The 24,086-nt window shown below is 63.0% G+C and carries 22 protein-coding genes, 1 tRNA gene and 2 pseudogenes; 11 read left to right on the top strand and 14 right to left on the bottom strand.

Translation table 11 applies throughout. The features are described 5' to 3' along the window. Nucleotides 1-44 precede the first annotated feature (44 nt). Entirely contained in the window at nucleotides 45-1,829 is a 1,785-nt protein-coding gene (gene aspS / locus ABLE71_RS18495; protein ID WP_348785158.1) for an aspartate--tRNA ligase, read from the bottom strand. 199 nt (nucleotides 1,830-2,028) lie between these two features. On the opposite strand from aspS, the gene ABLE71_RS18490 reads away from it, so the two are divergent. Beyond that, complete coding sequence (locus ABLE71_RS18490; RefSeq protein ID WP_348784928.1) at nucleotides 2,029-3,276, top strand: MFS transporter; 1,248 nt, start codon at nucleotides 2,029-2,031, stop codon at nucleotides 3,274-3,276. A gap of 84 nt (nucleotides 3,277-3,360) precedes the next feature. Beyond that, nucleotides 3,361-4,518, top strand: a complete 1,158-nt coding sequence (rnd, locus tag ABLE71_RS18485) for a ribonuclease D (protein ID WP_348784927.1) — start codon at nucleotides 3,361-3,363, stop codon at nucleotides 4,516-4,518. 35 nt (nucleotides 4,519-4,553) lie between these two features. Here rnd and guaB read toward each other — a convergent pair whose 3' ends face one another. The 3 genes from guaB to ABLE71_RS18470 all read right to left on the bottom strand — a co-directional run bounded on the left by guaB (nucleotide 4,554) and on the right by ABLE71_RS18470 (nucleotide 8,268). Further along, entirely contained in the window at nucleotides 4,554-6,059 is a 1,506-nt protein-coding gene (guaB, locus tag ABLE71_RS18480) for an IMP dehydrogenase (RefSeq protein ID WP_348784926.1), read from the bottom strand. Between the two features lie 161 nt (nucleotides 6,060-6,220). Next, nucleotides 6,221-6,916: an RlmE family RNA methyltransferase gene (locus ABLE71_RS18475; protein WP_348784925.1), complete on the bottom strand. Its 696-nt coding sequence runs from the start codon at nucleotides 6,914-6,916 to the stop codon at nucleotides 6,221-6,223. After that, complete coding sequence (locus ABLE71_RS18470) at nucleotides 6,913-8,268, bottom strand: Ppx/GppA phosphatase family protein (protein ID WP_348784924.1); 1,356 nt, start codon at nucleotides 8,266-8,268, stop codon at nucleotides 6,913-6,915. Before ABLE71_RS18470 ends, ABLE71_RS18475 begins: the two co-directional genes overlap by 4 nt. 256 nt (nucleotides 8,269-8,524) lie before the next feature. Between ABLE71_RS18470 and ABLE71_RS18465 the strand changes: the two are divergent. Continuing rightward, nucleotides 8,525-8,803: pseudogene (locus ABLE71_RS18465) on the top strand (AI-2E family transporter); the annotation flags it as partial. Nucleotides 8,804-9,107: 304 nt separating this feature from the next. Here ABLE71_RS18465 and ABLE71_RS18460 read toward each other — a convergent pair. Then, nucleotides 9,108-9,752 (bottom strand): ThuA domain-containing protein, encoded by a 645-nt coding sequence (locus ABLE71_RS18460; protein WP_348784923.1) that lies wholly within the window; start codon nucleotides 9,750-9,752, stop codon nucleotides 9,108-9,110. Between the two features lie 108 nt (nucleotides 9,753-9,860). On the opposite strand from ABLE71_RS18460, the gene ABLE71_RS18455 reads away from it, so the two are divergent. Then, the gene (locus ABLE71_RS18455; RefSeq protein ID WP_348784922.1) at nucleotides 9,861-10,364 is read left to right on the top strand and encodes a VOC family protein; all 504 of its coding nucleotides are present in this window, start codon (nucleotides 9,861-9,863) and stop codon (nucleotides 10,362-10,364) included. A gap of 41 nt (nucleotides 10,365-10,405) precedes the next feature. On the opposite strand, the gene ABLE71_RS18450 is transcribed toward ABLE71_RS18455, so the two are convergent. Continuing rightward, a complete protein-coding gene (locus tag ABLE71_RS18450; RefSeq protein WP_348784921.1) occupies nucleotides 10,406-11,203 on the bottom strand; it encodes an IclR family transcriptional regulator in 798 nt (265 codons plus the stop codon). Here ABLE71_RS18450 and ABLE71_RS18445 point away from each other — a divergent pair. Further along, a complete protein-coding gene (locus ABLE71_RS18445; protein WP_348784920.1) occupies nucleotides 11,188-11,745 on the top strand; it encodes a RidA family protein in 558 nt (185 codons plus the stop codon). The two genes, ABLE71_RS18450 and ABLE71_RS18445, sit on opposite strands and share 16 nt — an antisense overlap. Here ABLE71_RS18445 and ABLE71_RS18440 read toward each other — a convergent pair whose 3' ends face one another. Genes ABLE71_RS18440 through ABLE71_RS18425 form a run of 4 tightly spaced genes read right to left on the bottom strand, consistent with a single transcriptional unit; the run spans nucleotide 11,746 to nucleotide 15,621 of the window. Continuing rightward, nucleotides 11,746-12,543, bottom strand: coding sequence for an ABC transporter permease (locus ABLE71_RS18440; RefSeq protein ID WP_348784919.1), 798 nt, complete (start codon nucleotides 12,541-12,543; stop codon nucleotides 11,746-11,748). Further along, nucleotides 12,543-13,448: an ABC transporter permease gene (locus ABLE71_RS18435; RefSeq protein ID WP_348784918.1), complete on the bottom strand. Its 906-nt coding sequence runs from the start codon at nucleotides 13,446-13,448 to the stop codon at nucleotides 12,543-12,545. The genes ABLE71_RS18440 and ABLE71_RS18435 overlap by 1 nt, the downstream gene beginning before the upstream one ends. Beyond that, entirely contained in the window at nucleotides 13,441-14,517 is a 1,077-nt protein-coding gene (locus tag ABLE71_RS18430; protein WP_348784917.1) for an ABC transporter ATP-binding protein, read from the bottom strand. The genes ABLE71_RS18435 and ABLE71_RS18430 overlap by 8 nt, the downstream gene beginning before the upstream one ends. 12 nt (nucleotides 14,518-14,529) lie before the next feature. Further along, the gene (locus tag ABLE71_RS18425) at nucleotides 14,530-15,621 is read right to left on the bottom strand and encodes an ABC transporter substrate-binding protein (protein WP_348784916.1); all 1,092 of its coding nucleotides are present in this window, start codon (nucleotides 15,619-15,621) and stop codon (nucleotides 14,530-14,532) included. Nucleotides 15,622-15,813: 192 nt separating this feature from the next. Here ABLE71_RS18425 and ABLE71_RS18420 point away from each other — a divergent pair, with 192 nt between their 5' ends. From ABLE71_RS18420 to ABLE71_RS18405, 4 genes and pseudogenes are all read left to right on the top strand, one after another. Beyond that, nucleotides 15,814-16,167 carry a hypothetical protein gene (locus ABLE71_RS18420; RefSeq protein WP_348784915.1) on the top strand — a complete coding sequence of 118 codons (354 nt, stop codon included), beginning with the start codon at nucleotides 15,814-15,816 and terminating at the stop codon, nucleotides 16,165-16,167. Further along, entirely contained in the window at nucleotides 16,160-16,789 is a 630-nt protein-coding gene (locus ABLE71_RS18415) for a 4-carboxy-4-hydroxy-2-oxoadipate aldolase/oxaloacetate decarboxylase (RefSeq protein ID WP_348784914.1), read from the top strand. Before ABLE71_RS18420 ends, ABLE71_RS18415 begins: the two co-directional genes overlap by 8 nt. Nucleotides 16,790-16,805: 16 nt before the next feature. Further along, the gene (locus ABLE71_RS18410; protein ID WP_348784913.1) at nucleotides 16,806-18,437 is read left to right on the top strand and encodes a GMC family oxidoreductase N-terminal domain-containing protein; all 1,632 of its coding nucleotides are present in this window, start codon (nucleotides 16,806-16,808) and stop codon (nucleotides 18,435-18,437) included. 447 nt (nucleotides 18,438-18,884) lie between these two features. Further along, nucleotides 18,885-19,046 (top strand): annotated as a pseudogene (locus ABLE71_RS18405) (site-specific integrase); the annotation flags it as partial. Nucleotides 19,047-19,103: 57 nt separating this feature from the next. Here the strand turns inward: ABLE71_RS18405 and ABLE71_RS18400 are convergent. Continuing rightward, a tRNA-Gln gene (locus tag ABLE71_RS18400) sits at nucleotides 19,104-19,177 on the bottom strand. Between the two features lie 204 nt (nucleotides 19,178-19,381). Between ABLE71_RS18400 and ABLE71_RS18395 the strand changes: the two genes are divergently transcribed. After that, on the top strand, nucleotides 19,382-19,603 hold the full coding sequence (locus ABLE71_RS18395; RefSeq protein ID WP_348784912.1) for a cysteine rich repeat-containing protein: 222 nt from the start codon (nucleotides 19,382-19,384) through the stop codon (nucleotides 19,601-19,603). Nucleotides 19,604-19,627: 24 nt separating this feature from the next. Here ABLE71_RS18395 and rbsK read toward each other — a convergent pair whose 3' ends face one another. Genes rbsK through ugpC form a run of 3 tightly spaced genes read right to left on the bottom strand, consistent with a single transcriptional unit; the run spans nucleotide 19,628 to nucleotide 22,108 of the window. Next, nucleotides 19,628-20,554 (bottom strand): ribokinase, encoded by a 927-nt coding sequence (gene rbsK, locus ABLE71_RS18390; protein WP_348784911.1) that lies wholly within the window; start codon nucleotides 20,552-20,554, stop codon nucleotides 19,628-19,630. Nucleotides 20,555-20,560: 6 nt separating this feature from the next. After that, nucleotides 20,561-21,016: an RbsD/FucU family protein gene (locus ABLE71_RS18385; RefSeq protein ID WP_348784910.1), complete on the bottom strand. Its 456-nt coding sequence runs from the start codon at nucleotides 21,014-21,016 to the stop codon at nucleotides 20,561-20,563. A gap of 42 nt (nucleotides 21,017-21,058) precedes the next feature. Beyond that, nucleotides 21,059-22,108, bottom strand: a complete 1,050-nt coding sequence (gene ugpC / locus ABLE71_RS18380; RefSeq protein WP_348784909.1) for a sn-glycerol-3-phosphate ABC transporter ATP-binding protein UgpC — start codon at nucleotides 22,106-22,108, stop codon at nucleotides 21,059-21,061. A gap of 298 nt (nucleotides 22,109-22,406) precedes the next feature. Between ugpC and ABLE71_RS18375 the strand changes: the two genes are divergently transcribed. After that, nucleotides 22,407-24,053, top strand: coding sequence for an ABC transporter substrate-binding protein (locus tag ABLE71_RS18375; protein WP_348784908.1), 1,647 nt, complete (start codon nucleotides 22,407-22,409; stop codon nucleotides 24,051-24,053). The last annotated feature ends 33 nt before the right edge of the window (nucleotides 24,054-24,086 follow it).

Genomic DNA, 24,086 nt, shown 5'->3' with positions numbered 1-24,086 from the left:
GCAATTGTCGAATCCAAAGAATCGCTTGGGGCCGATTGCGGACCCTATTTCTGAGGTGGAACCGTGCGCAGGTGCAGTTCGCGCAACTGCGTCGGCGTCGCCTCGGACGGCGCGTTCATCAGGAGGTCCATCGCCTGCTGGTTCATCGGGAACATGGTCACCTCCCGCAGGTTCTTAGCGCCGACGAGCAGCATGACGATGCGGTCGATGCCGGCCGCCATGCCGCCATGCGGCGGCGCGCCGTACTGGAAGGCACGGTAGAGGCCGCCGAAGCGCTCCTCGACCGTCGCACGGTCGAGCCCGACCATCTCGAACGCCTTGACCATCGTCTCCGGCAGGTGGTTGCGGATGCCGCCCGACGCAATCTCGAAGCCGTTGCAGACCATGTCGTACTGAAACGCCTTGATCGACATCGGCTCGGACCCGTTCAGCGCGTCGATGCCGCCCTGGGGCATGGAGAACGGGTTGTGCGCGAAGTCGATCTTCTTCTCCTCCTCGTTCCATTCGAAGAACGGGAAGTCGACGATCCAGCACAGCTCGAATTTTTCGCGGTCGACGAGGTTCAGTTCCTCGCCGGCGCGGCTGCGCGCTGCGCCCGCGAAGCTGACGAACTTCTTGGGATCGCCGGCTACGAAAAAGGCGGCGTCGCCGTCTTGCAGTCCGAGTTGGGTGCGGATCGCCTCGGTGCGCTCCTCGCCGATGTTCTTGGCGATCGGGCCGGCGCCTTCGAGCTTGTCGCCCTCCTTGCGCCAGAAGATATACCCCAGGCCCGGCTGACCCTCCCCTTGCGCCCAGGAGTTCATGCGGTCGCAGAAGGCGCGCGACCCGCCCGTCTTGGCCGGAATCGCCCACACCTCGGCCTTCGGGTCGCTGGCGAGGATGCCGGCGAACACCTTGAATCCCGAGCCACGGAAGTGGTCCGACACCTCCTGCATCTCTATCGGGTTGCGCAGATCAGGCTTGTCGGAACCGTATTTGCGCATCGCCGTATCGTAGGCGATGCGTGGGAATTCCTTGGTGACCGGCTTGCCTTCGGCAAAAGTCTCGAACACCGAGCGCAGCACCGGCTCCATCGTGCCGAGCACATCGTCCTGCTCGACAAAACTCATTTCGAGGTCGAGCTGGTAGAACTCGCCGGGGAGACGATCGGCGCGAGGATCCTCGTCACGGAAGCACGGCGCGATCTGGAAATAGCGGTCGAATCCCGACACCATAATCAACTGCTTGTATTGCTGCGGCGCCTGCGGCAGCGCGTAGAACTTGCCGGGGTGGATGCGGCTCGGCACCAGGAAGTCGCGCGCGCCTTCCGGCGACGAGGCCGTCAGGATCGGGGTCGAGAACTCGGTGAAGCTCGCCTCCGCCATCTGCCTGCGTATCTCGGCGATTATCCTCGTACGTAAAACGATATTCTTGTGCAGCGTCTCCCGGCGCAGGTCGATGAAGCGGTATTTGAGTCGGATGTCCTCCGGATAATCCGGCTCGCCGAACACCGGCAGCGGCAGCTCCTTGGCGGCCGACAGCACCTCGATCTCGCGGGCGAACACCTCGATCTCGCCGGTCGGCAGGTTTGGGTTCACGGCCTCGGCCATGCGCGCCTTGACCTCGCCGTCGACGCGGATCACCCACTCGCCGCGCACCGCCTCAGCGGTCTTGAAGGCTGGCGAATCCGGGTCGGCGACAATCTGCGTCATGCCATAGTGATCGCGCAGGTCGATGAAGAGCAGCCCACCATGGTCGCGCACGCGATGAACCCAGCCGGAGAGCCGGACGGCTTTTCCGGCTTCGGATTTCCTGAGTTGTGCGCAAGTGTGGCTGCGGTAGCGGTGCATCGTCATGTCAAAAATCCGGGATATGTGCCAAGTGCCGGCGAACCGGCGCCGGCCCAAAATTCGCGCGGAAAAGCGCATGGGCACCCTGATTTGTCAAGGCAAAGGCTGGGCTGGCCCAATGCCGGTGGCCATCGCCTCTGGCAATCGTTCGCGCGATGCCCCAATAAGAGCATCCCGCTAGCGGATTGCCCCGTCGCAGATGTCCTCGATCCGTCCGCTGATCCCACTTCTCCTCGCAGCAGGCATACTGCTCGGCGGCAACGGGCTGCAAGGCACGCTGATCGCGCTGCGCGGGGCCGAGGAAGGCTTCTCGCCGGCCACCATCGGCTTCATGGGCACCGCCTATTTCGGCGGCTTCCTGCTCGGCTGCATCTTCATCACGCGCATCATGAGGGCAGTCGGCTACGTCCGCTCCTTCTCGGCGCTGGCGGCCATGGCCTCGGCCGGAACTCTGCTTCTGGTGCTCGTTATCGACCCGGTGATGTGGTCGGCGATACGCTTCGTCACCGGCTTCTGCTTCGCCGGGCTTTTCACCGTCATGGAGAGCTGGCTCAACTCTGGCGTCCAGAACCACGATCGCGCGCGGGTGCTTGCCCTTTACCGCATCATCGACATCGGCTCGGTCACCGGGGCGCAGTTTCTGATCCCGGTGTTCGGAGCGGACGGATTCGCGATCTTCGCCATCATGTCGATCATGATCACGCTGTCGCTGGTGCCGGTGTCGCTCGGCGACCGCTCCAATCCCACCGCCCCGGAGGACGTCAAGCTCGACCTGGCCCGGGTATGGCGTATTTCGCCGCTTGCCTGCATCGGCTGTGTCGCCGTGGGAATGACCAACAGCGCCTTTCGCACCCTCTCGCCCGTCTATGCCGAACAGATCGGCATGTCGGTCACCGACGTCGTCACCTTCGTCAGCATAGGCATCGTCGGCGGCGCGATCATCCAGTACCCGCTCGGCCATCTTTCCGACCTCTGGGACAGGCGCAAGGTGCTGCTGATCACCACCGTCGGCGCCATGCTTGCCGCGCTGGCGCTTGTTTTCCTGGCAGGCACCGGCGTGATCGCCAATTTTGGCCTGGTTTTCGTCTTCGGCTCGTTCGCCATGCCGTTGTTTTCGCTTTCGGCGGCGCACGCCAACGACCGCGCCGACAGAGGCGAGTTCGTGCTCGTCAACGCAGCCCTCATGCTGTTCTATTCGTTCGGTGCGATCGGCGGCCCGCTCGTCGCCTCGTCCTTCATGCAACGCTTCGGCCCACAATCGCTGTTCATCTTTTGCGCGACCGTCTACGCGATCTTCATTCTGATCATCGTCTACCGAATGCAGGCGCGGGCCGCGGTACCGGCCAGCCGGCGTGGGCGTTTCACGGCCCTCCTGCGCACTTCGACGATTTTTGCCCGCCTGACACGGCGAAACGGCGCTTCCGGCAAAGGCTCCGCCGAGGAATGACCGTCGACGTTTTGCCCGCTAAGCTTGACGAACGCGCCGCCGGCTGGAATGGAAGCAGATCATCCTGTTGACCGAAGACTTTTCATGCATGTGATTACGACCCAGGCCGAGCTCGACTCCGTCATAGGCGAATTGGCGAAATCCGAATTCGTCACCGTCGACACGGAGTTCATCCGCGAGACCACGTTCTGGCCGGAACTGTGCCTGATCCAGATGGCATCGCCGGGCGTGACCGCGCTCATCGACCCGCTCTCACCCGAAATCGACCTCAAGCCCTTTTTCGCGCTGATGGCCAACGAGGCCGTCATCAAGGTTTTCCATGCCGCGCGGCAGGACATCGAGATCGTCTTCCACCTGGGGGCGCTGATTCCGCATCCGGTCTTCGACACGCAGGTCGCGGCCATGGTCTGCGGTTTCGGCGACAGCGTCTCCTACGACCAGCTCGTGCAGAAGATCACCGGCGAGCAGCTCGACAAGTCGTCGCGCTTCACCGACTGGCGCCACCGCCCGCTCTCCGACAAGCAGCTCGCCTATGCGCTCGCCGACGTGACGCATCTGATCGACGTCTACAACCATCTCAAGGTCGAGCTCGAGCGCGAGAACCGCGCCCATTGGCTGAATGAGGAGATGGAGGTGCTCACCTCCCGTTCCACCTACGATCCAAAGCCGGAAGACGCCTGGAAGCGGCTCAAGATGCGGCTGCGCAAGCCGCAGGAACTGGCGGTGATGCAGTCGGTTTCGACATGGCGCGAACACGAGGCGCGCGAGCGCAATGTGCCGCGCGGACGCGTGCTCAAGGACGACGCGATCTACGAGATCGCCCAGCAGCAGCCGCGCGATGCCGCCGCACTGGCGAGGCTCAGGACCACGCCGAAAGGCTGGGAGCGCTCGGCGACGGCGACGGCGCTCCTGGCCGCCGTCAACACAGCGCTCGCCATCCCGAAAGACCAGATGCCGCGGCTGCCCAAGCTGCCGCAGCAGGCCGAAGGATCGAGCGCTGCGGCGGAATTGCTCAAGGTGCTCCTCAGGCTTGTCGCCGAAAAGGAGGGCGTCGCCGCCAAGGTGCTCGCCTCCAGCGACGACATCGACCGGCTGGCCGCCGAGGGCGAGGCCGCCGACGTGCCCGCGCTCACGGGCTGGCGGCGCGAGGTGTTCGGCGAGCAGGCGCTACGCCTGGTGCGCGGCGAAATCGCCGTCAAGTTCGAACGCCGCAGGATCGCGGTGTTCGAGGTTAACGGCTGAATCGCAAGGCACTTCCAGGAGTTTCGGGCGGGACCCTACATGCCACCTGAATAATTCGGGCTCTCGCGCGTGATCGTCACGTCGTGCGGATGGCTCTCACGCAGGCCGGCTGGCGAAATGCGCACGAAGGTTGCGCGTTCGCGAAGCTCGGCAAGGTCGCGCGCACCGACATAGCCCATGGCAGCCTTGAGACCGCCTGCAAGCTGGTGCAGCACGCCGGCGACCGGGCCCTTGTAAGGCACCTGCCCCTCGATGCCTTCCGGCACCAGCTTCAGCGTATCGCGCACTTCCGCCTGGAAATAGCGGTCGGCCGAGCCGCGCGCCATGGCGCCGACCGAACCCATGCCGCGGTAAGCCTTGAACGAGCGCCCCTGGTGCAGATAGACCTCGCCGGGGCTCTCGTCGGTGCCGGCAAGCAGCGAGCCGATCATCGCCGCGCTGGCGCCGGCGGCGAGAGCCTTGGCAAGATCGCCGGAGTACTTGATACCGCCGTCGGCAATGATCGAGACGCCGGCGCGCTGCGCCGTCTCGACAGCCGACATGATTGCCGAAAGCTGCGGCATGCCGACGCCAGCCACGACGCGTGTGGTGCAGATCGAGCCGGGGCCGATGCCGACCTTGACCGCGTCGGCGCCGGCGTCGATCAGCGCCTGCGTGCCGTCGGCGGTCGCAACGTTCCCGGCCATGATGCGCACCGAGTTGGAAAGGTTCTTCACCCGCGTCACCGCGTCGAGCACACGCTGCGAATGGCCATGCGCGGTGTCGACCACGAGCAGATCGACGCCGGCGTCGATCAGGCGCTCGGCGCGCTCGAAACCGTCGTCGCCGACGCTCGTCGCCGCGGCGACGCGCAGACGGCCCTGCGCATCCTTGGAAGCGTTGGGATTGAGCTGCGACTTCTCGATGTCCTTGACCGTGATCAGACCGACGCAGTTGCCGTCCGTGTCGACGACCAGCAGTTTCTCGATGCGGCGCTGGTGCAGCAGCCGCTTGGCCTCTTCCGGATCGACGATAGACTCCTTTACCGTGACCAGGTTCTCCTTGGTCATCAGTTCGAAGACCTTCTGCGACGGGTCGGACGCGAATCGCACGTCGCGGTTGGTGAGGATGCCGACCAGCCGGCCGACCTTCTGCCCGCCCGTTCCGCCGTTCTCCACCACCGGGATGCCGGATATGCGATGGACCTTCATCAGGGTGCGGGCGTCCGCCAGCGTGGCTTCGGGGCCGATCGTGACCGGGTTTACCACCATGCCGGATTCGAACTTCTTGACCTGGCGGACCTGCTCGGCCTGCTCGGCGGGTTTGAAGTTGCGATGGATGACGCCGATGCCGCCGGCCTGCGCCATGGCGATGGCAAGCGGCGCTTCCGTGACCGTGTCCATCGCAGCCGACAGGATCGGCAGATTGAGGTCGATGTCGCCGGCGATTCGCGTCCTGATGTCGGTCTCGCCGGGCATGACCTCCGAGTGGCCGGGCTGCAGCAGCACGTCGTCGAAGGTCAGCGCCAGGGCGCCCGTTGCAGTCTCGATGATCTTCGCCATTGCCGATCCTTGTAAATACGCGAAGCAGGCGCGGTGCCCGTTGGACCGCGCCGACTCGGATGTTCCCTTTCAGGATTGGCAGCGGCTGGTAACACGTCCGCCGAGGGAAGAAAAGCGGCTGGCTTGCGGATTCTCCGGTGAGCACCGCCTACCGTCCGGCCTCAGCCCCTGCCCTTGAAATCCTTGGCCAGCAAATAGAGTTCGACCGATTCGCCCCGCGAAGCGGGCGGCTTGACGTGATGCACGGAGCGGAAATTCTTCTTCAGGAGATCGAGCACGGCATGTTCCGTGCCACCCTGGAACGTCTTTGACAGGAAGTGCCCGCCGGGCTTCAGCACCGAGATCGCGAAATCGGCCGCCACCTCGCACAGATGCTCGGTGCGGATGTGATCGGTCCGGCGGTGACCGGTGGTGGGAGCGGCCATGTCGGACAGAACGACGTCCGGCTCGCCGCCAAGCTGTTCGAGCAGCTTCGATGGAGCGGCGTCATCCAGAAAGTCCATCTCCAGCACGGTGGCGCCCGGCACCGGGTCCATGCCGAGGTAATCTATCCCGACGACATGCGGCTTCTCCGCCGCCGACTTCGTGCGCGCCGCCGCCACCTGGCTCCAGCCGCCGGGAGCCGCGCCCAGGTCGACGACCTTCATGCCGGGTTTCAGCAGCTTGTAGCGGTCGTCGATCTCGATGAGCTTGTAAGCGGACCGGGAACGGTAGCCCTCGGCCTTCGAGCGCTGGACATAGGGGTCGTTCATGTGGCGCTCGAGCCAGCGGCGCGACGATTCCTTCAGTCCGCTCTTCTTCTTGATCTTGGTGCGGAGCACGCGGGTGGCGCCGGGCTTCACCGGCTTCTTGGTCACGGCCGCGCTCCGCCGCGCCAGCCGCGCCGCCACACGCCCGCGTCGCCCATCAGTTCCGAAAGAATGCCTTCGCGCAGGCCGCGGTCGGCGACGCGCAGGCGGTCGGACGGCCATACGCCCCGTATCGCCTCTAGGATGGCGCAGCCGGCGAGCACGAGATCGGCCCGGTCGGCGCCGATGCAGGCATTGTTCACGCGCTGCTGGAAATCCCAGCCGAGCAGCTTCTCCACCATGCGGTCGACGCTCACGCCGTCCATCCACAGCCCGTCGACGCGCCGCCGGTCGTAGCGTTCGAGCTCGAGGTGGACGCCGGCCAGCGTCGTCACCGTGCCCGAGGTGCCGAGCAGATGGAACTTTTCTCCATCCATGAGATGGTCCAGACGGCTGCGCCCGGCGAAACCGTCGAGCATCGACTTCACGTGCTCGATCATCGCGCCGAAGGTTTGCGGCGTCACCTCGCGTCCGCCGAACTTTTCCGCCAGCGATACCACGCCGACCGGCAGCGAGGTCCAGGCGACGATGTGGCTGGCGAGGCGCGGCGATCGCTGCCCCCTGACGTCGATCAGCGCGATCTCGGAGGAGCCGCCGCCGATGTCGAAAAGCACGACGCCCTCGGTGTCGCGCTCGACCAGCGAGCCGCAGCCCGAGACGGCGAGACGCGCTTCGGTCTGGCGATCGATGATTTCCAGCGTCAGTCCTGTCTCTACCTTGACGCGCGACAGGAACTCCTCGCCGTTCGCGGCCGACCGGCAGGCTTCGGTCGCCACCAGCCGCGCCCGTTCGATCGCGCGATTGCGCAGCTTGTCGCCGCAGACCTTCAGCGCCTCGACGGCGCGGTCCATCGCCGCGTCGGACAGCCGGCCGTTCGCCGCCAGCCCCTCTCCGAGCCTGACGATGCGCGAGAAGGCATCGATGACGCGGAACTGGCCCGGACGGCCGGGCACCGCGACCAGCAACCGGCAATTGTTGGTACCGAGGTCGAGCGCTGCAAAAACCGGGAGGTCGTAAGGCTGGGGCGGGCGGGGCTCGCGTCGAGCGGCCTCCACGGGTATGGTTGCCGCCTGTCGAATTTCTGCAGGCGGTGTTTCAGCGGGGACGTCCGGCTCAGGCTGAGAGACCTGCGGAGCCTTCGCCGAGGGCGCATTGCCGTCGCGCGCAAAAACCTTGCGTCCGCGCTTGCGCTTGCGGCGTCTCTTGCCTTTGCTGTTCGGGTGCGGACCGTTTTCCTCGCCGGCGCCGGGCGACGCGAAGTCAGCCCTGCCGGCCGATCGAGTTTCCGCGCCTCCTGCCGGCTGGAAACTTCCAGGCACACCCGCTCCCGGCGCGTCGGCGCCGGCGTTGCGGTCTTCCACGGCACTATCCTTCACGCGCCGCGCGAACCTTTCGGACGCAGCATGCGCTCTGTATCTTCAGTTGCAGACAGGATAGCAGCCGCGGCGGCGATCACCAAGTGCCGCGTCGCGGATTTGTCGGTAGCGGCCTGGACGGCCGGCGCCGAGCAAAGTCCGACGTAATGTTCCACGCGGGACGGCCAGATTCCGCGCAGATTGCGCCTGGCCCCGCCAGTGCAGCGCTGGCAAGACCGCGCAGCACCTGCGGGGCTGGTATTCCGCGCTGTTCGTCTTTGCCTGCCTCAATCTCATCCAGTTCGCGATCGGCAGCTACGTCGAGCCGCGCGTGGCAGGAAAAGCATTGTCGCTGTCGCCCTTTCTCGTGCTGTTTTCCGTCTTCCTGTGGATGTTCCTCTGGGGCTTGTTCGGCGCCTTCATCGGGGTCCCGATAACCATCGCCGTGCTGACCTTCTGCGCTCAGCTTCAATCGACCAGATGGCTTGCCCGGCTGATGGGCGCGCCTGACGATATGGTCGACAGCACGCAGAGCTCATGAAATTGTACGTCTGCTATAACTTGTCCCAGCACCACAAGCGGACCTACGACTTCCGGCCCCAAACCAGACATAGTGTGAATCATGCGAATGCGGACGGCAGATTAGGCGCGCCCGGAATATAGGTGGACTCTCCTTGAGGAGGGCAACATCGGATGCGTTCAAAAAATATCGAACGCGAATCCGCGTCTATGAGACGAATAGCCGGCCACCGGCCAAGCGAAAACCAAAGCGGCGTGCTGCATTGGCAGGATGTATTTTAACGATGACAATTATCCCCATAAACCTTGGCAGTCCCTCAGGCAGCCTAACGGGCGGCCCAGATGAGTCCGCGCAGGAGAATTGTGCGGGCGGGCACGACATCTAGTTCCTCGGGAACGTGGCCAAGCGCACTGAAAAAGACCCGACCAGCGCCAAACTTCTTCTTCCACACCGAAGGCATGACGACGCCGTCGATCCATTGATAGAATCGATTATCGAACCGCGTCACCGCCAGCACCTCAACGGCCGGATCAACATGCATGTAATACTGCTCGGAGCGGTATGAGAAATTCTTGATGCCGGAAGTGATGGGATCGTCCTTCCTGACAATCTCCACGGTATAATTGGTGATCGCGCCGGGCTCGGCCACGTATGAGCCACCTACGACAAAGCGGAAGCGGTCGTTGTTACGAAAACCGTCGGCCAATCCGCCATGGAAGCCGCCAAGGCCGACGCCGTAATTCGCCACAGCGTCCCAGAGCCGCTTCGACGTCTCGACTGACATGTCTCCGACTGTCCAGTTCGGCACGATGAGATCGTAGGCGGTGAGATCCTCCTCGTCATAGGCCGACAGGCGGTCGCTGTGCACAACAGCGAAGCCCTCGTCCTCGAGCAGTTTCTGCACCCGGTTGCCAGCCTCGATCGGGCGATGTGGCGCGTAGCCGCCGGACACAATAAGGCATCGTTTCATGGGTACCTCCGTTTGTTGCGACCATAGCTAACTGTTGCGCATAGCACAATAGTTGTTGATATTTTCGAACATGGCGCTACTGTAGGCCCATCCAAGAGGGAGACACCGATGACTGCATTTCCAGGGCCTTTGGTACAACGCGCCACGCTCAACCATGTAAGCGTTCCGGCCAAGGACATGGCCGACTCCGAATCGTTCTATCGCGATGTGCTGGGCTGCGAGCGTCTGCCGGCACCAAATTTCGGCTTCCCGGTATGCTGGCTGCGGCTTGGCGATCTGCAACTGCATCTGCAGCAGGTCGGGCCAACTCCGGGGGTCCGCACCTACCAGCACTTCGCCGTGTCCGTCTTCGACTTCACGGCAGCGTTCGAGGCCCTGTTGGCGCGCGGCGCTTTCGAGGAAGGAACCCGCTACGCCTCCCTGTGGCTGCTGCCCAGCGGGGAAATGCAGATGTTCGCGCGCGATCCCTCGGACAATCTCATCGAGATCGATCATCCGGACGCTTCGACGCTGGACTTAACTCGGTTCGGCGACCGGATCCGGCGGCTGGGCGAGGAGCAGGAGCAATCATCGCAGCATCTTGCTGCCAAGCTGTTCCTGACCCCGCAATAAGCCTCCAGCCCCTCCGGTGAAGGAGACGTTGGCGACCCAACTCAACCAGCGATCTGGGTCGTCACCACGTCCCCGATCTCTTGAATGGACTTAATCAGGTGCTCGAAACGGCCCGATTCAGCGCTGACTAGAGCGGTGACACAGGTGATACCGATCGACGCGATAGGGACCTTTTGCGCATTGAAGATCGGCCGCGCAATGCAAGTCAGACCCTCATGAGTCTCGTTCGCGTCGATCGCATAGCCGCGTTCGCGCGTCACCGCGAGATCGATCCGCAGGTCGTCGGCATTCGTGATGGTGTTCTTCGTCGTCTGGACGAAGTCCAGATTGGCGATCAACGCCTCGCGCCGACCCTGGGGCAGATGGGCAAGGACAGCCTTACCGACGGCGGAGCTGTGCAGAGGCTCCAGACCGCCGATGACATGCCGGATCGAGACCAGGGAATCGGACAGTGCGAAATCGGCGAGAAGAACCCTGTCGTTGACGAAGAGCCCGAGATGGGTGGTCTGTTGGGTGATCCCAGCCAGGCGTTCGAGATGATCGTGGAAAGTGTCGATCAGGCGCGTCTTTTCGCGCAGCCGCGATGCCCAGTAGTAGACGCGTCCGCCGACGTCATATTCCTTCGTGGTCGCGTCCTTGCGCAGGAATCCTCGGTGCTCCAGCGTCTGGAGGAATCGGAAAGCCGAGGCGCGGTCCATGTCGAACCGGCGCACGATGTCGGAAAGCTTCAACGGGCCAGGAGATTCGATGATCTCATCGAGTATCCGGAGCCCCTTCTCTAGGCTCTGGATGTTCCCGGCCGGGGCATCGGCCTCGCGAGGCAATGTCAGCGCGTCCAAACCAAGCTCCGGTTTCTTTGATCATTAAACAACAATTAGTCTCATGCGGCTGGACTGTCAAACCAATGCAAACCAACACATCCCCTGATCCTGCCACCGCAAATATCCAATCCGGATTGCCGACAGCACCTCCGCCGGCTGGCAACTATAGCGCGGTCCGTGTGTACGACGGATGGCTTTACACTTCGGGGCAACTCAGCTGGCGGGACGGCAGAATCATCCACCCAGGTATCATTGGCGTGAATGTATCCGTCGAACAGGCCCTTGAGGCGGCTGCCATCGCCGCGACGAACCTGATCGCGCAACTCAAGCTCGCCGTCGGGGACCTCGATCGTGTGGCGGCCTGCATGCGGCTGACCTGTCATCTTGCCTGCGCACCGACCTTCCATGATCACCCGACGGTGCTAGACGACGCCTCCGCCGTACTCGTCGAGCATCTAGGCCATGAGGTCGGTCGCCACGCTCGCCTCGCCTACGGTTCATCCAGCCTGCCGTTCAATTCCCCTATCGAAATCGAAGGTATCTTTAGGCTGCGCCGATGATCATCCGCGGTGACTCGCCTTTCGTATGACTACGACAACGGCCGATGTTGCGATCATCAGCAGAACGGTGGAAACCGAAGCAATTGTCGGGTCGATCTTGTCGCGCAACGCGGTGAACATAACCTTCGGAAGCGTCGCGTTCTCGCCGCTGGTGATGAACATGGCCACGACCACTTCATCGAGCGAGGTGACGAAGGCAAGAAGCGCGGACGCAACCATCGGCCCTGATACCTGCGGGATTACGACTGCGCGCCAGGTCTGAACACGTCCCGCGCCGAGGCTGCGCGCGGCACGCTCCTGCGAGAAGTCGAACTGGCTGAAGGCGGCGCTCATCACCACGAAGACAACGGGAATTGCGAGCGCTACATGGGCGACCACGAGGCCGCTCATCGTTCCGACGAGGCCGAACCGAGCCAGCATGAAGAACATGCCGATGGCGATGAGGATGGCCGGGATCACCGCCGGCAGAACGATGAGGGTAGCCACCATTACCCGCATCTTGCCGCTCAATTGCAAAGTCCCGTACGCGGCAAGCGTCCCGATCGGCACCGAAATCAGGGTTGTCAGAACGCCGGCGATGAGCGAGGCGCGCGCCGCCTGCGTCCAGGTGATCGAATCCCAGAAATAGGCGTACCAGCGTAGTGATAAGCCGGGCGGCGGAAACTCGAGGAAATCCGATGACGAGAACGACATCGGGATGACGATGAAGGATGGAGCGGCGAGGAACAGGACCAGCAATAGCGCTGCGGCCCATTTCAGCCGCTCCAGCGTCTTGCTCTCAGCGAAACCGTCAAGCATCAGATGGCCTTCCTCGCAATGAAGCGCTGCAATGCGTAGCCGAGCAGGAAGACGGTTCCGGTGAAGACGAGCATCAGGACGCCCAGCGCGCTTGCCGCACCCCAGTTCGAGAAGTTGGATAGGCTCCGGGCAATCCGCATCGAGATGACGGTCACGTTTCCACCGCCCAGAATGGCCGGTGTGACGTAGAAGCCAAGGCTCATGACGAAGACCAGGATCGCGCCAGCTGCGATTCCTGGTGAGGCGAGCGGCAGAAAGACGGTCCGGAAGGTGAAGCTGCGCGTTGCCCCGAGGCTGGCGGAGGCCCGAATGATGTTCCGGTCGATTGCCCGCATCGCCCCGAGCACAGGCAGGATGAAGATCGGCAGCATGATATGTGTCATGCCGAGGATCGTCGCGAAATGGTTGAAGGCAAGCTGCAGGGGTTCATCGATGATGCCGAGCGACATCAGCGTGGAATTCACGATACCACCGCGCTGCAGGAGCACCAGCCACGAATAGGCCCTGACCAGAAGCGAGGTCCAGAACGGAAGCAGGATCGCTGCCAGGAACCAGACCGCCTTGCGCTGTTCGAGGCCGCTAATGAAGGCAGCAAACGGTACGCCAATCACCACACATGCAAGGACCGTTAACAGACTGACCTGGAAAGTGGTCATGAATATGCGCGCATAGGAAGCGCCATCGATGATGCGCTGATAGTTCTCAAAGCTCAGGCTTCCGTCGGCGCCGAAGATCGACAGGTAGAACAGCCAGCCACAGGGGATCGCAACCGCAATCGCCACGACGAGCAGGCAAGGCAGTGTAAAGCCGAGGGCGAGAAGACGTTCGTATGTCGCGTCGCGGGCAAGCCCGCGGCGATTCAGACCTTCAAGCCGGACGTTTCCGGCAAGCGCCATGTCAGCCATTTGTCGCCCCGAGCACGTGCAGGCGGGTGCGCGGAACGTGAAGCGGCAGTGGCTGACCTATCAAGAGAGCGGACACATCCGGGGCGAAGTGCTGCTGGGCGCGCGCACCGATGAGAGTACCATCGGCCAATTCGACCTGGAGAAGCCAGCTGTCACCCTGAAAAACGATGCCGCGCAGGGTTCCTTCAAGTGTCGCCCAGCCGTCGGCATCGCCATCCGGACGCAGGCAGAAATCCTCGCTACGGATGACGACCTTTCCCTTCGCGCCAGCACCCGCAAGCCGATCCGAGTCAAGGATAGTAGCTTCGCCGATGAACTTCGCAACGAATTCGTCCGCCGGATGCCGGTAGAGAACTTCCGGCGTATCGAGCTGAACGATGCGGCCCTTGTCCATGACTGCGATCCGATCGGCGATAGTCAAGGCTTCGCGCTGGTCGTGCGTCACGTAGAGCGTCGTTATCTGAAGTTTGTTGTGAAGTTCACGTATCTCGATCTGCATCTCTTCCCGGAGCGTCTTGTCCAACGCCGAGAGGGGCTCGTCCATGAGCAGGACCTTGGGCTCGAAAACGATGGCACGAGCCAGCGCGACTCGCTGACGCTGGCCGCCGGACAGTTCACTGATGCCGCGGGAGCCGTATCCGCTAAGTTTGACCGTCTCCAGCGCGGCTTCTGCCCTGCCGGAGATTTCACGCTTGGCCACGCCCCTTACTCTCAACGGAAAGCCGACATTGGCCAGGACGTCCATATGGGGGAACAGCGCGTAATTTTGGAACACGACGCCAAAGCCGCGCCTGTTTGCGGGCGCCCGCACGATATCGGACCCGTCAAACAGGATACGGCCGGCGTCCGGCCGGATGAAACCGGCAACAGCCATGAGCAGCGTGCTCTTTCCCGAGCCGGACGGACCGAGGATGGCGATGAATTCGCCAGCCTCGATGGAAAGGGTCACGTCGTCCAGGGCACGGAAATCACCATAGGTCTTGGTGACCGATCGTACATCCAGAGGCGCCGCGGTTCTTTTCAACATGGTGTCGCTGGAGTTCCGGACTTCGGACGGCGTGAGCAGCATAGTGGCCGATTCCTATTCGGTCATCATGTCTTCGAACATCTGCTGGGCCTTGTCATTGTTCTTGGCCCACCAGTCGTTGTCCATCACCACAAGCGTGGCTCCGTTGGCCGGGCTGGTCGGCAGAACGGCTTCCACCTCGGGGCTGATCAGACCCGTCTTGTAAGCGTCCAGGTTCAGCGGACCGTAGCTGATATACTTTGTCAGCTTGGCCTGAGCCTCGCCCTTCGACATCTCGGCAACGAGCTTCATGGCTTCGGCCTTGTGGGCCGACCCCTTGATGACGGCAAAGCAGTCAACGGACAGTATGCCCTGATTGTAGGTGTAGTCGGCCGGTCCGCCAGCGTCCTTCGCAGCCTGGAAACGAGCATTCCAGCCGGTGCTCATATCAACCTCACCATCCTTCATGAGCTGCGAGTGCTGGGCACCGGAGGTCCACCAGATGGAGATGTTCGGTTTGAGCGAGGCGATCTTGTCCATTGCGCGTGCGAGACCTTCATCGGTGCTCATGACCTCGTAGAGGTCGGCAGCCGGGACGCCATCCGCCAGCAGGGCCATCTCGATCTGCGCCTCGGCGTCGGCGCGCATCGCACGCTTGCCCGGGAACTTTTCGGTGTCCCAGAAGTCCGCCCAGGTCGACGGCGCGCCCGCGGCGTAAGTCTTGGTGTTCCATGCCATGGTTGCCGCGACCCCGTAGATGCCGACGCAATAGGGAGCAGCTGAGCCCTCCATGAAGGAGGAGGCGTCGATGACCGAGTAGTCCAGCGGTTCGAGCAAGCCCTCGGCGCCCGCAATGGCCGCCTGATACCCGCTCATAATGATGATGTCCGTCTTGACCGTACCAGAGCCCGCCTCAAGACGGAGAACGTCAAGCGCGTTGTCCGCGGTCTCTTCCTTGACCGCCACCCCAAGCTTCTCCGCGGCAGGACCCCACAGAACGGCCTTGCCGCCATCCTGGATCGCGCCGCCGGGGGTGTTGAGCGTAAGCGTTACGTCTTGAGCGTTCGCAACCGAACTAGCTACCGCGATGACCGCCGCCACCACAATCGAACTTCTCATGGCTTCTTCCCCTTTTTTGTACCAACCAGCACCTTGCCGTTTGATCATGAAACAACGTTTGTGCCTTGCCTTCCTATCAAGGGCGCGCATAGAGCTGCCTGTCAAGTGACTTGCGCCAGATTTTTTCTTATAGCACAACATTAGTTTCTCTGGTAGCAACAGAAATCGAACCATCGTCGACAAGCTGACAGGTCATATATGCCATTGGACCCACCACGCCTCGTCAACCTGGCCTTCAAGGTGAAGCGCCTCTCCGATGCCGAAGATCTGGTCGCCTCCAGCCCCGGATGGGAGCGCAAGGCCATCCACGCGATTGACGGCGACAATTTCCTGGAAGCCAGCATTGGCGACGTGAGGGTGAATTTCTTCGAGAGCGCCATTTACGACAATGGGGACGCTCCAAAGCAGGACGGTTTTCTGCATGCCAGCTTCGCAGTCAGCGATCTTTCGGCAATGCTGGAAAATTCCCAGTGGAAAGCAACCCTGATCCATGGACCAACCACCATCAAAGGAGGCTTCGGGCATCGGCGCATTGCGTTTTTCGAGCCCCTGCCCGGCTGCAGGATCGAACTGATGGAGGAACTCGGTGACTGACTCGACAACACTCGACATCTTCCGGCGCGCTGGCGCCGCAACTGTCTACGAGGCTAGCGGTCGGATTGGCTGTTTGGATTCCGAAATCCGGCCAGTGGTCGCCAGCGCAGTAGTCTCCGGTCGAGCCTTCACCGTGCGCTGCGACCATGGCGACAACCTGGCCGTCCATCGTGCGGTGGCGGAAGCCGAAGCCGGCGACATCCTCATTGTCGATGGCCAGAGCGGCGCATTCGGCTACGTTGGCGATGTTCTGGCCGAGGCTGCATTGGCCCGGGGCATTGCAGGCGTGGTGGTCGACGGTACCGTGCGGGATGCGGCAGAACTCCGGCGCATGAATTTCCCGGCCTGGTCGCGAGGCCTGTGCATTCGGGGAGCCTCAAAGACCTTTCCCGGCGAGCTGCGTTGCCCTGTAGCGGTTGGCGGAGTCGTCATACGTACCGGCGATCTGATCGTGGCTGACGACGATGGCGTGTGCGCGGTAGCAGCAGAATTGGTAGAACGCACGCGAGCCGGCACGGAGACGAGACTAGCTCAGGAGGCCTCGATGCGAGAAGCGTTGCGGTCCGGCGCGCTGACGCTCGATCTCCTCGATTTACGCAAATACCTAGTCGATACAAAGTAGGGCCAGAGCGGAACCGATGCAGAGAACCCCGGAAGCGCAACCCCTGGACGGCGACTCCTACGACTATATCGTCGTGGGAGCGGGATCCGCGGGATCGGTGATCGCAGCAAGACTGAGTGAGAGCGGCAGGCACCGCGTCCTGTTGCTCGAGGCCGGCCCCAGCGACTGGAACCCGTGGATCCACCTGCCGATGGGCTATTCCAAGCTCTACAGCGATCCTAGCGTCAATTGGATGTATGAGAGCGAGCCTGAGCCGGGCCTCAACAACCGGGTGCTCTACCAGCCGCGTGGCAAGGTGCTAGGTGGGTCCAGCTCTATCAACGGCATGATGTATGTCCGCGGTCACCCCAAGGACTTCGACGGCTGGGCGGAAGCCGGCTGTCCGGGATGGGCATTCGAGGACGTGCTGCCGTTCTTCCGCAAGTCCGAGGACAATTCCCGCGGCGAGAACAGGTTTCACGGTGCAGGCGGCCCGCTGAAGGTCTCAGACCAGTCCTTCGACCGCGAACTGCCGCAGGCACTGCGCGCGGCGGCGCGCGAGGCCGGCCTCAAGGACAATCCGGATTTCAACAGCGATGTCCAGGACGGCTTCGGCTACTACCAGATGAACATCCACAAGGGCCGGCGCTGGAGTGCCGCCAAGGGCTATCTGAAGCCTGCGCGATCACGATCCAATCTGCGCATACTCACAGGAGCGACGACCGAGCGCATCCTGCTGAACGGCACGGTTGCGGAAGGTGTGCTCTTCCGCCGCCAAGGCAAGCTGCTGCGCGTTCAGGCCCGGGAGACGATCGTCTGCGCCGGCGCGATTGCAGCACCACAATTGCTGATGGTCTCCGGTATCGGTCCCGCCGATCACCTCAAGGCAACGGGCGTCGGCGTAGTCGCAGATCGGGCATCCGTGGGACAAAATCTCCAGGACCATACCAACACGCAGCTTATGTTCCGTTGTATCAAGCCTATCACGATCAACGATATCGCAAACAGTTGGGTCCGCACGCTTGGCACCGGCTTACAGTATCTCCTGACCGGCAAGGGCTATTTTTCCGAAACGGGCATCTATGTTGGCGGCTATGCGCGAAGCAACGCCTCCCTGGACAGACCGGACATGCAGGTCACGATGGCGGCCTGGAGCGTCGGCGAACGCACTGCAAAAGGTGCAAAGCAGCATCCCTTCTCAGGCTTCTCCTTCAGTCCGGAGCATGTCTGTCCTGAAGCCCGCGGCTCGGTCACGCTGAAGTCGCCGGACGTACAAGTCGCGCCCAGCATTCGTTTCAACCTATTCCAGACCGACTATGACTTGCGGGCGATGATGTTCGGGATACGGCTGATCCGTCATATCGTGAGGCAGCCTGCGATGAAGCCTTACGTGTCGTCGGAACTCCAGCCAGGCCCGAACGTCCAGAGCGACGGGGAAATGATCGCATTCATCCGTGAGAAGGCAGGGTCCGATATACACGCCGCAGGATCTTGTCGCATGGGAGGCGATGCTGATTCCGTAGTCGATCCGCAGCTGAGGGTTCGTGGCGTGAGAGGGCTGCGGGTGGCGGATGCCTCGATAATGCCGCGCGTTGTGCGTGCGAATACCCATGCGGCAACGGTGATGATCGGCGAGAAGGCCGCTTCTATGATCCTGTCGGCCGCGTAAAGGTTTTCCCACGGCCGTCGACGATGACAAATCAATCTTAACTCGCAGCGAGACAATGACGATGGACGGCACCAAGCCGAAGTGATGCGCGCGGCCCAAAGGATTCGTCTCGAAAGGGTCTCGACGCTTCCGCCGCAGTCGCGGGCCAATCCCAGGCAACAGCTGCCGTGTCTTCACAATGCTCGAATAGCGAAAAAGGTAATGATTGTGGTCCGCCTTAGCACCTTGTCCGTCGTAAGCCGACAGCCCGAGTCGGCCCCCAAACAGACAGTGTGAAATACCAATTTCACACTGAGACACCGCTTTGCGCCGCATCGCGGCGGTAGAGATCAACTCTGCAGCGTCCCCAAAGCGAACATCGTCGATAATCACGCTGGAGTTCGTGGTTCCTCATATCGATCATCGGGTCCGGAACTATCCATGACCGTAACGGTAGAAGCGGCCCATGGCGGGCTCGGACTGCCGCCGAAGGTCGTGCAGGAGCGCATGGGGCATTCTTCGATCACGATGACGATGGACGTGTACGGCCACCTGTTCCCGGCAACGGACGATTCCGACGCCCTCGCTGCAGCCGAGCAACGGCTGCTGTCGGCCGCCAATGCGACATAGATGCGACATAGCTGCCCCCTCGCCAAGTGTGATGCCCTCTAAGTTCTTGATTTTGCTTGGCTGGGGAACCTGGATTCGAACCAGGACTAACGGAGTCAGAGTCCGTGGGTCTACCGTTAACCTATTCCCCACTGCCGGGCAGCATTCGCGTCGGCCCCAGGATCGAACCTTCGCGGCCGGACGGCTGCCTTGTAGCCGTGGCCGGAAAATAGTCAAGGCCGCCTCGCCATTCAATGCCTGCGATGAACGGCGTCGGTTGCCGCTCGGGCACTGCTCCCTTACGTCACCCCGGAATGCGGAATATGCTCGCTCCATCCTGAAGGGAGGAAATCGTCATGAAGATATTTCTGTCAGCGCTCGGCCTGGCGGCCGCACTGTGCTCAAACGCGGCAATGGCGCAGACGGCTGCCGAGCGCGAAGCCTGCAAGGCCGATTTCGAGAAGTACTGTCCGGGCGTCCAGCCCGGCGGTGGGCGTATCATGGAATGCCTCGGCAAGCACCTCGACCAGCTTACCCCGCAATGCAAGTCGGTGGTCGAGGCGAACATGCCGAAATAGTCCGGCCGGGCTCCTCGCGACCGGCTAGCCGTTTTCGCGCAGGAGCGCTTCGACCTCGGCCAGCGTCGGCATCGACGGCGCCGTGCCCGGCCGCGTCACCGAAATGCCGGCCACGGCGCAGGCGAAGCGGACGGCATCGAGCGGTGAGGATCCTCTTGCCAGCGCCGCGGCCAGCCCGCCGTTGAAGGCGTCGCCCGCGCCGGTCGTCTCGACCACCGGTCCGGCGCTGACGGCAGGCACATGCTCGGACTGTCCCCTTGTGTGCAGCAGCGCGCCCTTCTCGCCCAGCGTGACGATCGCCGTGCCGACGCCCATCTCCAGCAGCCGGTCCGCCGCGCGGCGGGCGTCGTCGACGGTCTCGACCCTGATGCCGGTCAATTCCTCGGTCTCGGTCTCGTTCGGCGTCAGATAGTCGCTGAGCTTGTATATGCGGTCGGGTAGCTTGGCGGCCGGCGCGGGATTGAGGATGGTTGTCACGCCGGCTTCCCTGGCGATCTCCAGCGCGCGCACGGCCGCTTCGATGGGCTGCTCCAATTGCGTGACGAACACGCCGGCCGAGCGGATCAGCGCCGCGTTGGCGTCGATGTCATCAGGCGAGATCAGCGACGCCGCGCCCGGACAGACGATGATTGCGTTGTTGCCGGTCGTCTCCTCGACGAAGATATAGGCGGCGCCGGTATAGCTCTCCGGCGTCTCGATCACCGCCGGCTTGACGCCTGCGTCCTTCCACGTTGCCCGCGCCATCTCGGCGAAGGGATCGCGGCCGAGCCGGGTGATGAAGGTGACGTCGGCGCCGAGCCGGCCGGCCGCGACCGCCTGGTTCGAACCCTTGCCGCCCGGGCCGAGCTTGAAGTCCGATCCCAGGATCGTTTCGCCCATGCGCGGGGCGCGCGCCGCCCTATAGGCCGTGTCGGCGACGAAGACGCCCAGGATAACGACCGGCTTTTGCATTGCAGCCTAACCCGCGTCCGGCGGGATGACGCCCTTGCGGAAGGCGAAGCAGCCGTAGAAGCGCCGCTCGCCGGTCTGCACCACGCAATAGGCCTTTTTGGCGCGCTCGTAGAAGGCGTAGCGCTCGATCGAGATCATCGGCCAGGACTTGCCCTCGGCCTTGTCAATGACCTTCTGCACCTCCTTCTGGACCGGCGGGATCTCCTTAGGCTTGCCGACGATCTCCATGCGCGCCGCCGCGTCGTCGACGAAGGTGTCGAGCGGATAGACGGAGAGGATCGCCGCGGCGGCTTCAGCGGACGTCGTGTTGTCGATCCGAAGCAGCTTGCCGAGCTGCGTCTGGCGGGCGACCGAATCGGCCGGGAAATTGGTGTCGACGATGATCAGGTCGTCGCCGTGGCCCATTGCGCGCAGTGCATGGAGCACATCGGCGTTCAGCAGCGGGTGGATATTTTTCAGCATTCGGCGAATTCCTCCGGATATTGATTTGATTGGGCCGGGGCGTCAGATCCGCTGGCCGCTCTGTGGATCGAACAGATGGACGAGATCCCTGCGCGGCCTGAGATGCAGCGTGTCGCCGGGCCTGAAGTCGTGGCGCTCGCGGAACAGGGCGACGATCTCGCTCTCGCCGAACCGCAGCACGACCGTCGTCTCCGAGCCGGTCGGCTCGACCACCGAGATGCGAGCCGGCAGACCATCCTCGGCGATCTCGAAATGCTCGGGGCGGACGCCGTAGAGCACCTCCTGCCCTTCCGATACCTTGTGGCCGGCCGCGACCGGCAAGACAGCACCGTCGACCCGCACGCCGCCGGCCTCCACCTTGCCTTTCAGCATGTTCATCGCCGGCGAGCCGATGAAGCCCGCCACGAACGTATTGGCCGGCCGGTCGAACAGTTCCAGCGGCGCCCCCATCTGCTCGATCCGCCCGGCCTGCATGACGACGATCTTGTCGGCCATGGTCATCGCCTCGACCTGGTCGTGCGTGACGTAGATCGTCGTCGTCTTGAGCCGCTGGTGCAATTCCTTGATCTCGGTGCGCATCTGCACGCGCAGCTTGGCGTCGAGGTTCGACAGCGGCTCGTCGAACAGGAACACCTTCGGGTCCCGCACGATGGCGCGGCCCATGGCGACGCGCTGCCGCTGTCCGCCGGAAAGCTGGCGCGGATAGCGATCGAGATAGGGGGTGAGGTCGAGAATCTCGGCTGCCTTGCGCACCCGCTCATTGATCTCCGCCTTGCCGCTGCCCCGCAGTTTGAGTGCGAAGCCCATATTCTTGGCGACCGTCTTGTGCGGATAGAGGGCATAGTTCTGGAAGACCATGGCGATGTCGCGCTTGCCGGGCGGCAGGTGGTTGACCATGCGGTCACCGATGGCGATGGTCCCGCCGGTGACGGCCTCCAGCCCAGCGACCATGCGAAGCAGGGTGGACTTGCCGCAGCCGGACGGGCCGACCAACGCGACGAACTCCCCATCCGCTATGTCGACGCTGACGCCATGCAGAACCTGCACGGACCCGAATGCCTTCGACACGTTGCGGATTGCGACCTGCGCCATCGTCCCCCCGTTCCTTGTTTTGGCCGAAGCTAATCAACCGGGTCGGCCAAGTCCATTGCTCAAATCGACTGGCCAAATCGACTGGCCAAATCGACTGGTAGGACCATCGCGTTGACTCCGTTCGGCCTTCCTCCATAGTGTCAGGCGCTTTCTATCGTCTTGACGTTCGGACTGCCGGAAGCACCGGCAGACATCCGCATCGATTTGCCAGACCTTTTCCGGTGGAGCTGGGACTGGAACGGGCACCCGAACGTCAATGCGCGGAAACCGCTGATCAGGTTCTGGGAGGAACAACGACATGAAGGTAGGTATCTTCGAACAACTGGTTCGCGCCGGGGCGACCCGCCGCGACATGCTCAAGGGCGCGGCCAGCATGGCCGCGCTCGCGGCCGCTTCGACCGGCACGCTCGGCGCGCTGACCAGGCAGGCCGCCGCGCAGGAGGATGTGCGCGCGCAGATCCTGCAGATTCCGGGGGTCGGCAAGGGCTCGCCCACCGACGCCGACTGGCAGAAGGTCGGTGAACTGTGCCTCGGCGCAACCAAGGCCAATGTAGCGGCGGGCGAATTCGCCGGCGTCGAGCTGACCTTCATGGGGCTCAACAACCAGAACCTGCACAACTTCCTGTTCCGCGGCTTCCTGAAGCCTTGGGAGGCCTATACCGGCGCCAAGATCAGCTGGATCGATCTCGCCCAGGCCGACTACAACGCCCGCCTCCAGCAGTCGATCGCGACCGGAACGGTCGATTTCGACATCATCGAGATGGGCGCGCCGTTCGAAGGCGACACCGCCAGCAAGGGGCTGCTTGACGAGATGCCCGGCTGGGTGGCGACGCAGATCGAGGCCGACGACCTCGTGGATTATCTGAAGGCGCCCGTCGGCACGTGGGACGGCAAGACCTACCGCATCACCATCGACGGCGACTGCCACACCTTCGCCTACCGCAAGGACTATTTCGGCGACGGCTCGATCAGCGGGATGGCCGAAGTGCCCAAGCACTGGGAGGATTTCCCCGCGCTCGCCACGGCGCTTGCGGGCAAGACCGATCCGCTCACGGGTGCCCCGGCCTATGGCTTCATCGACCCGCTCAAGTACCAGTGGGGAGGCTTTGGCTTCTACTTCCTCGAGGACCGCGCAGCAGCCTACGCCAAGCATCCCGAGGATCCGGCATGGCTGTTTGATCCCGATACGATGAAGCCGCGCGTCAACAACCCGGCCTGGACCCAGGCGATCCAGGACGTCATGGACCTCGTGAAGGCCAACGCCTATCCACCGGATCAGGTGAACGCCGACCCGAACGCCACGGCGTTCTCACAGTTCCTCGGCGGCACCGGAACGGCCCTGACGTGGTGGGGTGATGTCGGCTCGAATGCAAGGACTTCGGACACCTCGGTAGTCGGAGATGTCGTGGGCTTCTCGATCAACCCTGGCGCAAGGCGGGTTTACAACGCAAAGGCCGGCGCGTGGGAAGAGAAGGAGAACTTCGCGCCGAACATGGCCTATATCGGCTGGGGCGTTTACGTGACGAGCCGCGTCTCGAGCGACGAGAAGAAGCGCAAGGCGGCGTGGTCCGCGGCGGCACATCTTGGCGGCAAGGACATCTCGCTATGGACCGCAGCATATCCGTCGGGCTTCCAGCCCTACCGCCAGTCGCACTTCAAGTACGAGGAGTGGGAAGCTGCCGGCTACGACCGCGCATTCGTCGAGGACTACCTCGGCTCGAACCTCGACAGCTACAATCACCCGAACGCTGCGATCGAGCCGCGCATCCCCGGCATCTTCCAGTACTATTCGATCGCGGAAGACGAGCTGGTGAAGGGCATCAACGGTCAATACGCTTCCGCCCAGGAGACCGCCGACGCCATTGCCGCGGCCTGGGAGAAGATCACCGACCAGATCGGCCGGGAGAGTCAGATCAAGCTCTACAAGGCTTCTCTAGGCATGTGACGATCAGGGGCACGCGCCTAGCGCGTGCCCCTG

Source organism: Mesorhizobium sp. KR9-304, from assembly GCF_040049215.1.
Classification (GTDB): domain Bacteria; phylum Pseudomonadota; class Alphaproteobacteria; order Rhizobiales; family Rhizobiaceae; genus Mesorhizobium_K.
This window is presented reverse-complemented; position numbering and strand designations above follow the sequence as displayed.

Bases quoted from the DNA above. Each gene is read 5' to 3' on its own strand.
- rnd (WP_348784927.1), top strand. From the start codon at position 3,361: ATGCATGTGATTACGACCCAGGCCGAGCTCGACTCCGTCATAGGCGAA.
- ABLE71_RS18395 (WP_348784912.1), top strand. From the start codon at position 19,382: ATGAAGATATTTCTGTCAGCGCTCGGCCTGGCGGCCGCACTGTGCTCA.
- ABLE71_RS18440 (WP_348784919.1), bottom strand. From the start codon at position 12,543: ATGCTTGACGGTTTCGCTGAGAGCAAGACGCTGGAGCGGCTGAAATGG.
- rbsK (WP_348784911.1), bottom strand. From the start codon at position 20,554: ATGCAAAAGCCGGTCGTTATCCTGGGCGTCTTCGTCGCCGACACGGCC.
- aspS (WP_348785158.1), bottom strand. From the start codon at position 1,829: ATGCACCGCTACCGCAGCCACACTTGCGCACAACTCAGGAAATCCGAA.
- ABLE71_RS18425 (WP_348784916.1), bottom strand. From the start codon at position 15,621: ATGATCAAACGGCAAGGTGCTGGTTGGTACAAAAAAGGGGAAGAAGCC.
- ABLE71_RS18385 (WP_348784910.1), bottom strand. From the start codon at position 21,016: ATGCTGAAAAATATCCACCCGCTGCTGAACGCCGATGTGCTCCATGCA.
- ugpC (WP_348784909.1), bottom strand. From the start codon at position 22,108: ATGGCGCAGGTCGCAATCCGCAACGTGTCGAAGGCATTCGGGTCCGTG.
- ABLE71_RS18460 (WP_348784923.1), bottom strand. From the start codon at position 9,752: ATGAAACGATGCCTTATTGTGTCCGGCGGCTACGCGCCACATCGCCCG.
- ABLE71_RS18375 (WP_348784908.1), top strand. From the start codon at position 22,407: ATGAAGGTAGGTATCTTCGAACAACTGGTTCGCGCCGGGGCGACCCGC.
- ABLE71_RS18410 (WP_348784913.1), top strand. From the start codon at position 16,806: ATGCAGAGAACCCCGGAAGCGCAACCCCTGGACGGCGACTCCTACGAC.
- ABLE71_RS18430 (WP_348784917.1), bottom strand. From the start codon at position 14,517: ATGCTGCTCACGCCGTCCGAAGTCCGGAACTCCAGCGACACCATGTTG.
- ABLE71_RS18455 (WP_348784922.1), top strand. From the start codon at position 9,861: ATGACTGCATTTCCAGGGCCTTTGGTACAACGCGCCACGCTCAACCAT.
- guaB (WP_348784926.1), bottom strand. From the start codon at position 6,059: ATGGCGAAGATCATCGAGACTGCAACGGGCGCCCTGGCGCTGACCTTC.
- ABLE71_RS18445 (WP_348784920.1), top strand. From the start codon at position 11,188: ATGTCAGCGCGTCCAAACCAAGCTCCGGTTTCTTTGATCATTAAACAA.
- ABLE71_RS18490 (WP_348784928.1), top strand. From the start codon at position 2,029: ATGTCCTCGATCCGTCCGCTGATCCCACTTCTCCTCGCAGCAGGCATA.
- ABLE71_RS18435 (WP_348784918.1), bottom strand. From the start codon at position 13,448: ATGGCTGACATGGCGCTTGCCGGAAACGTCCGGCTTGAAGGTCTGAAT.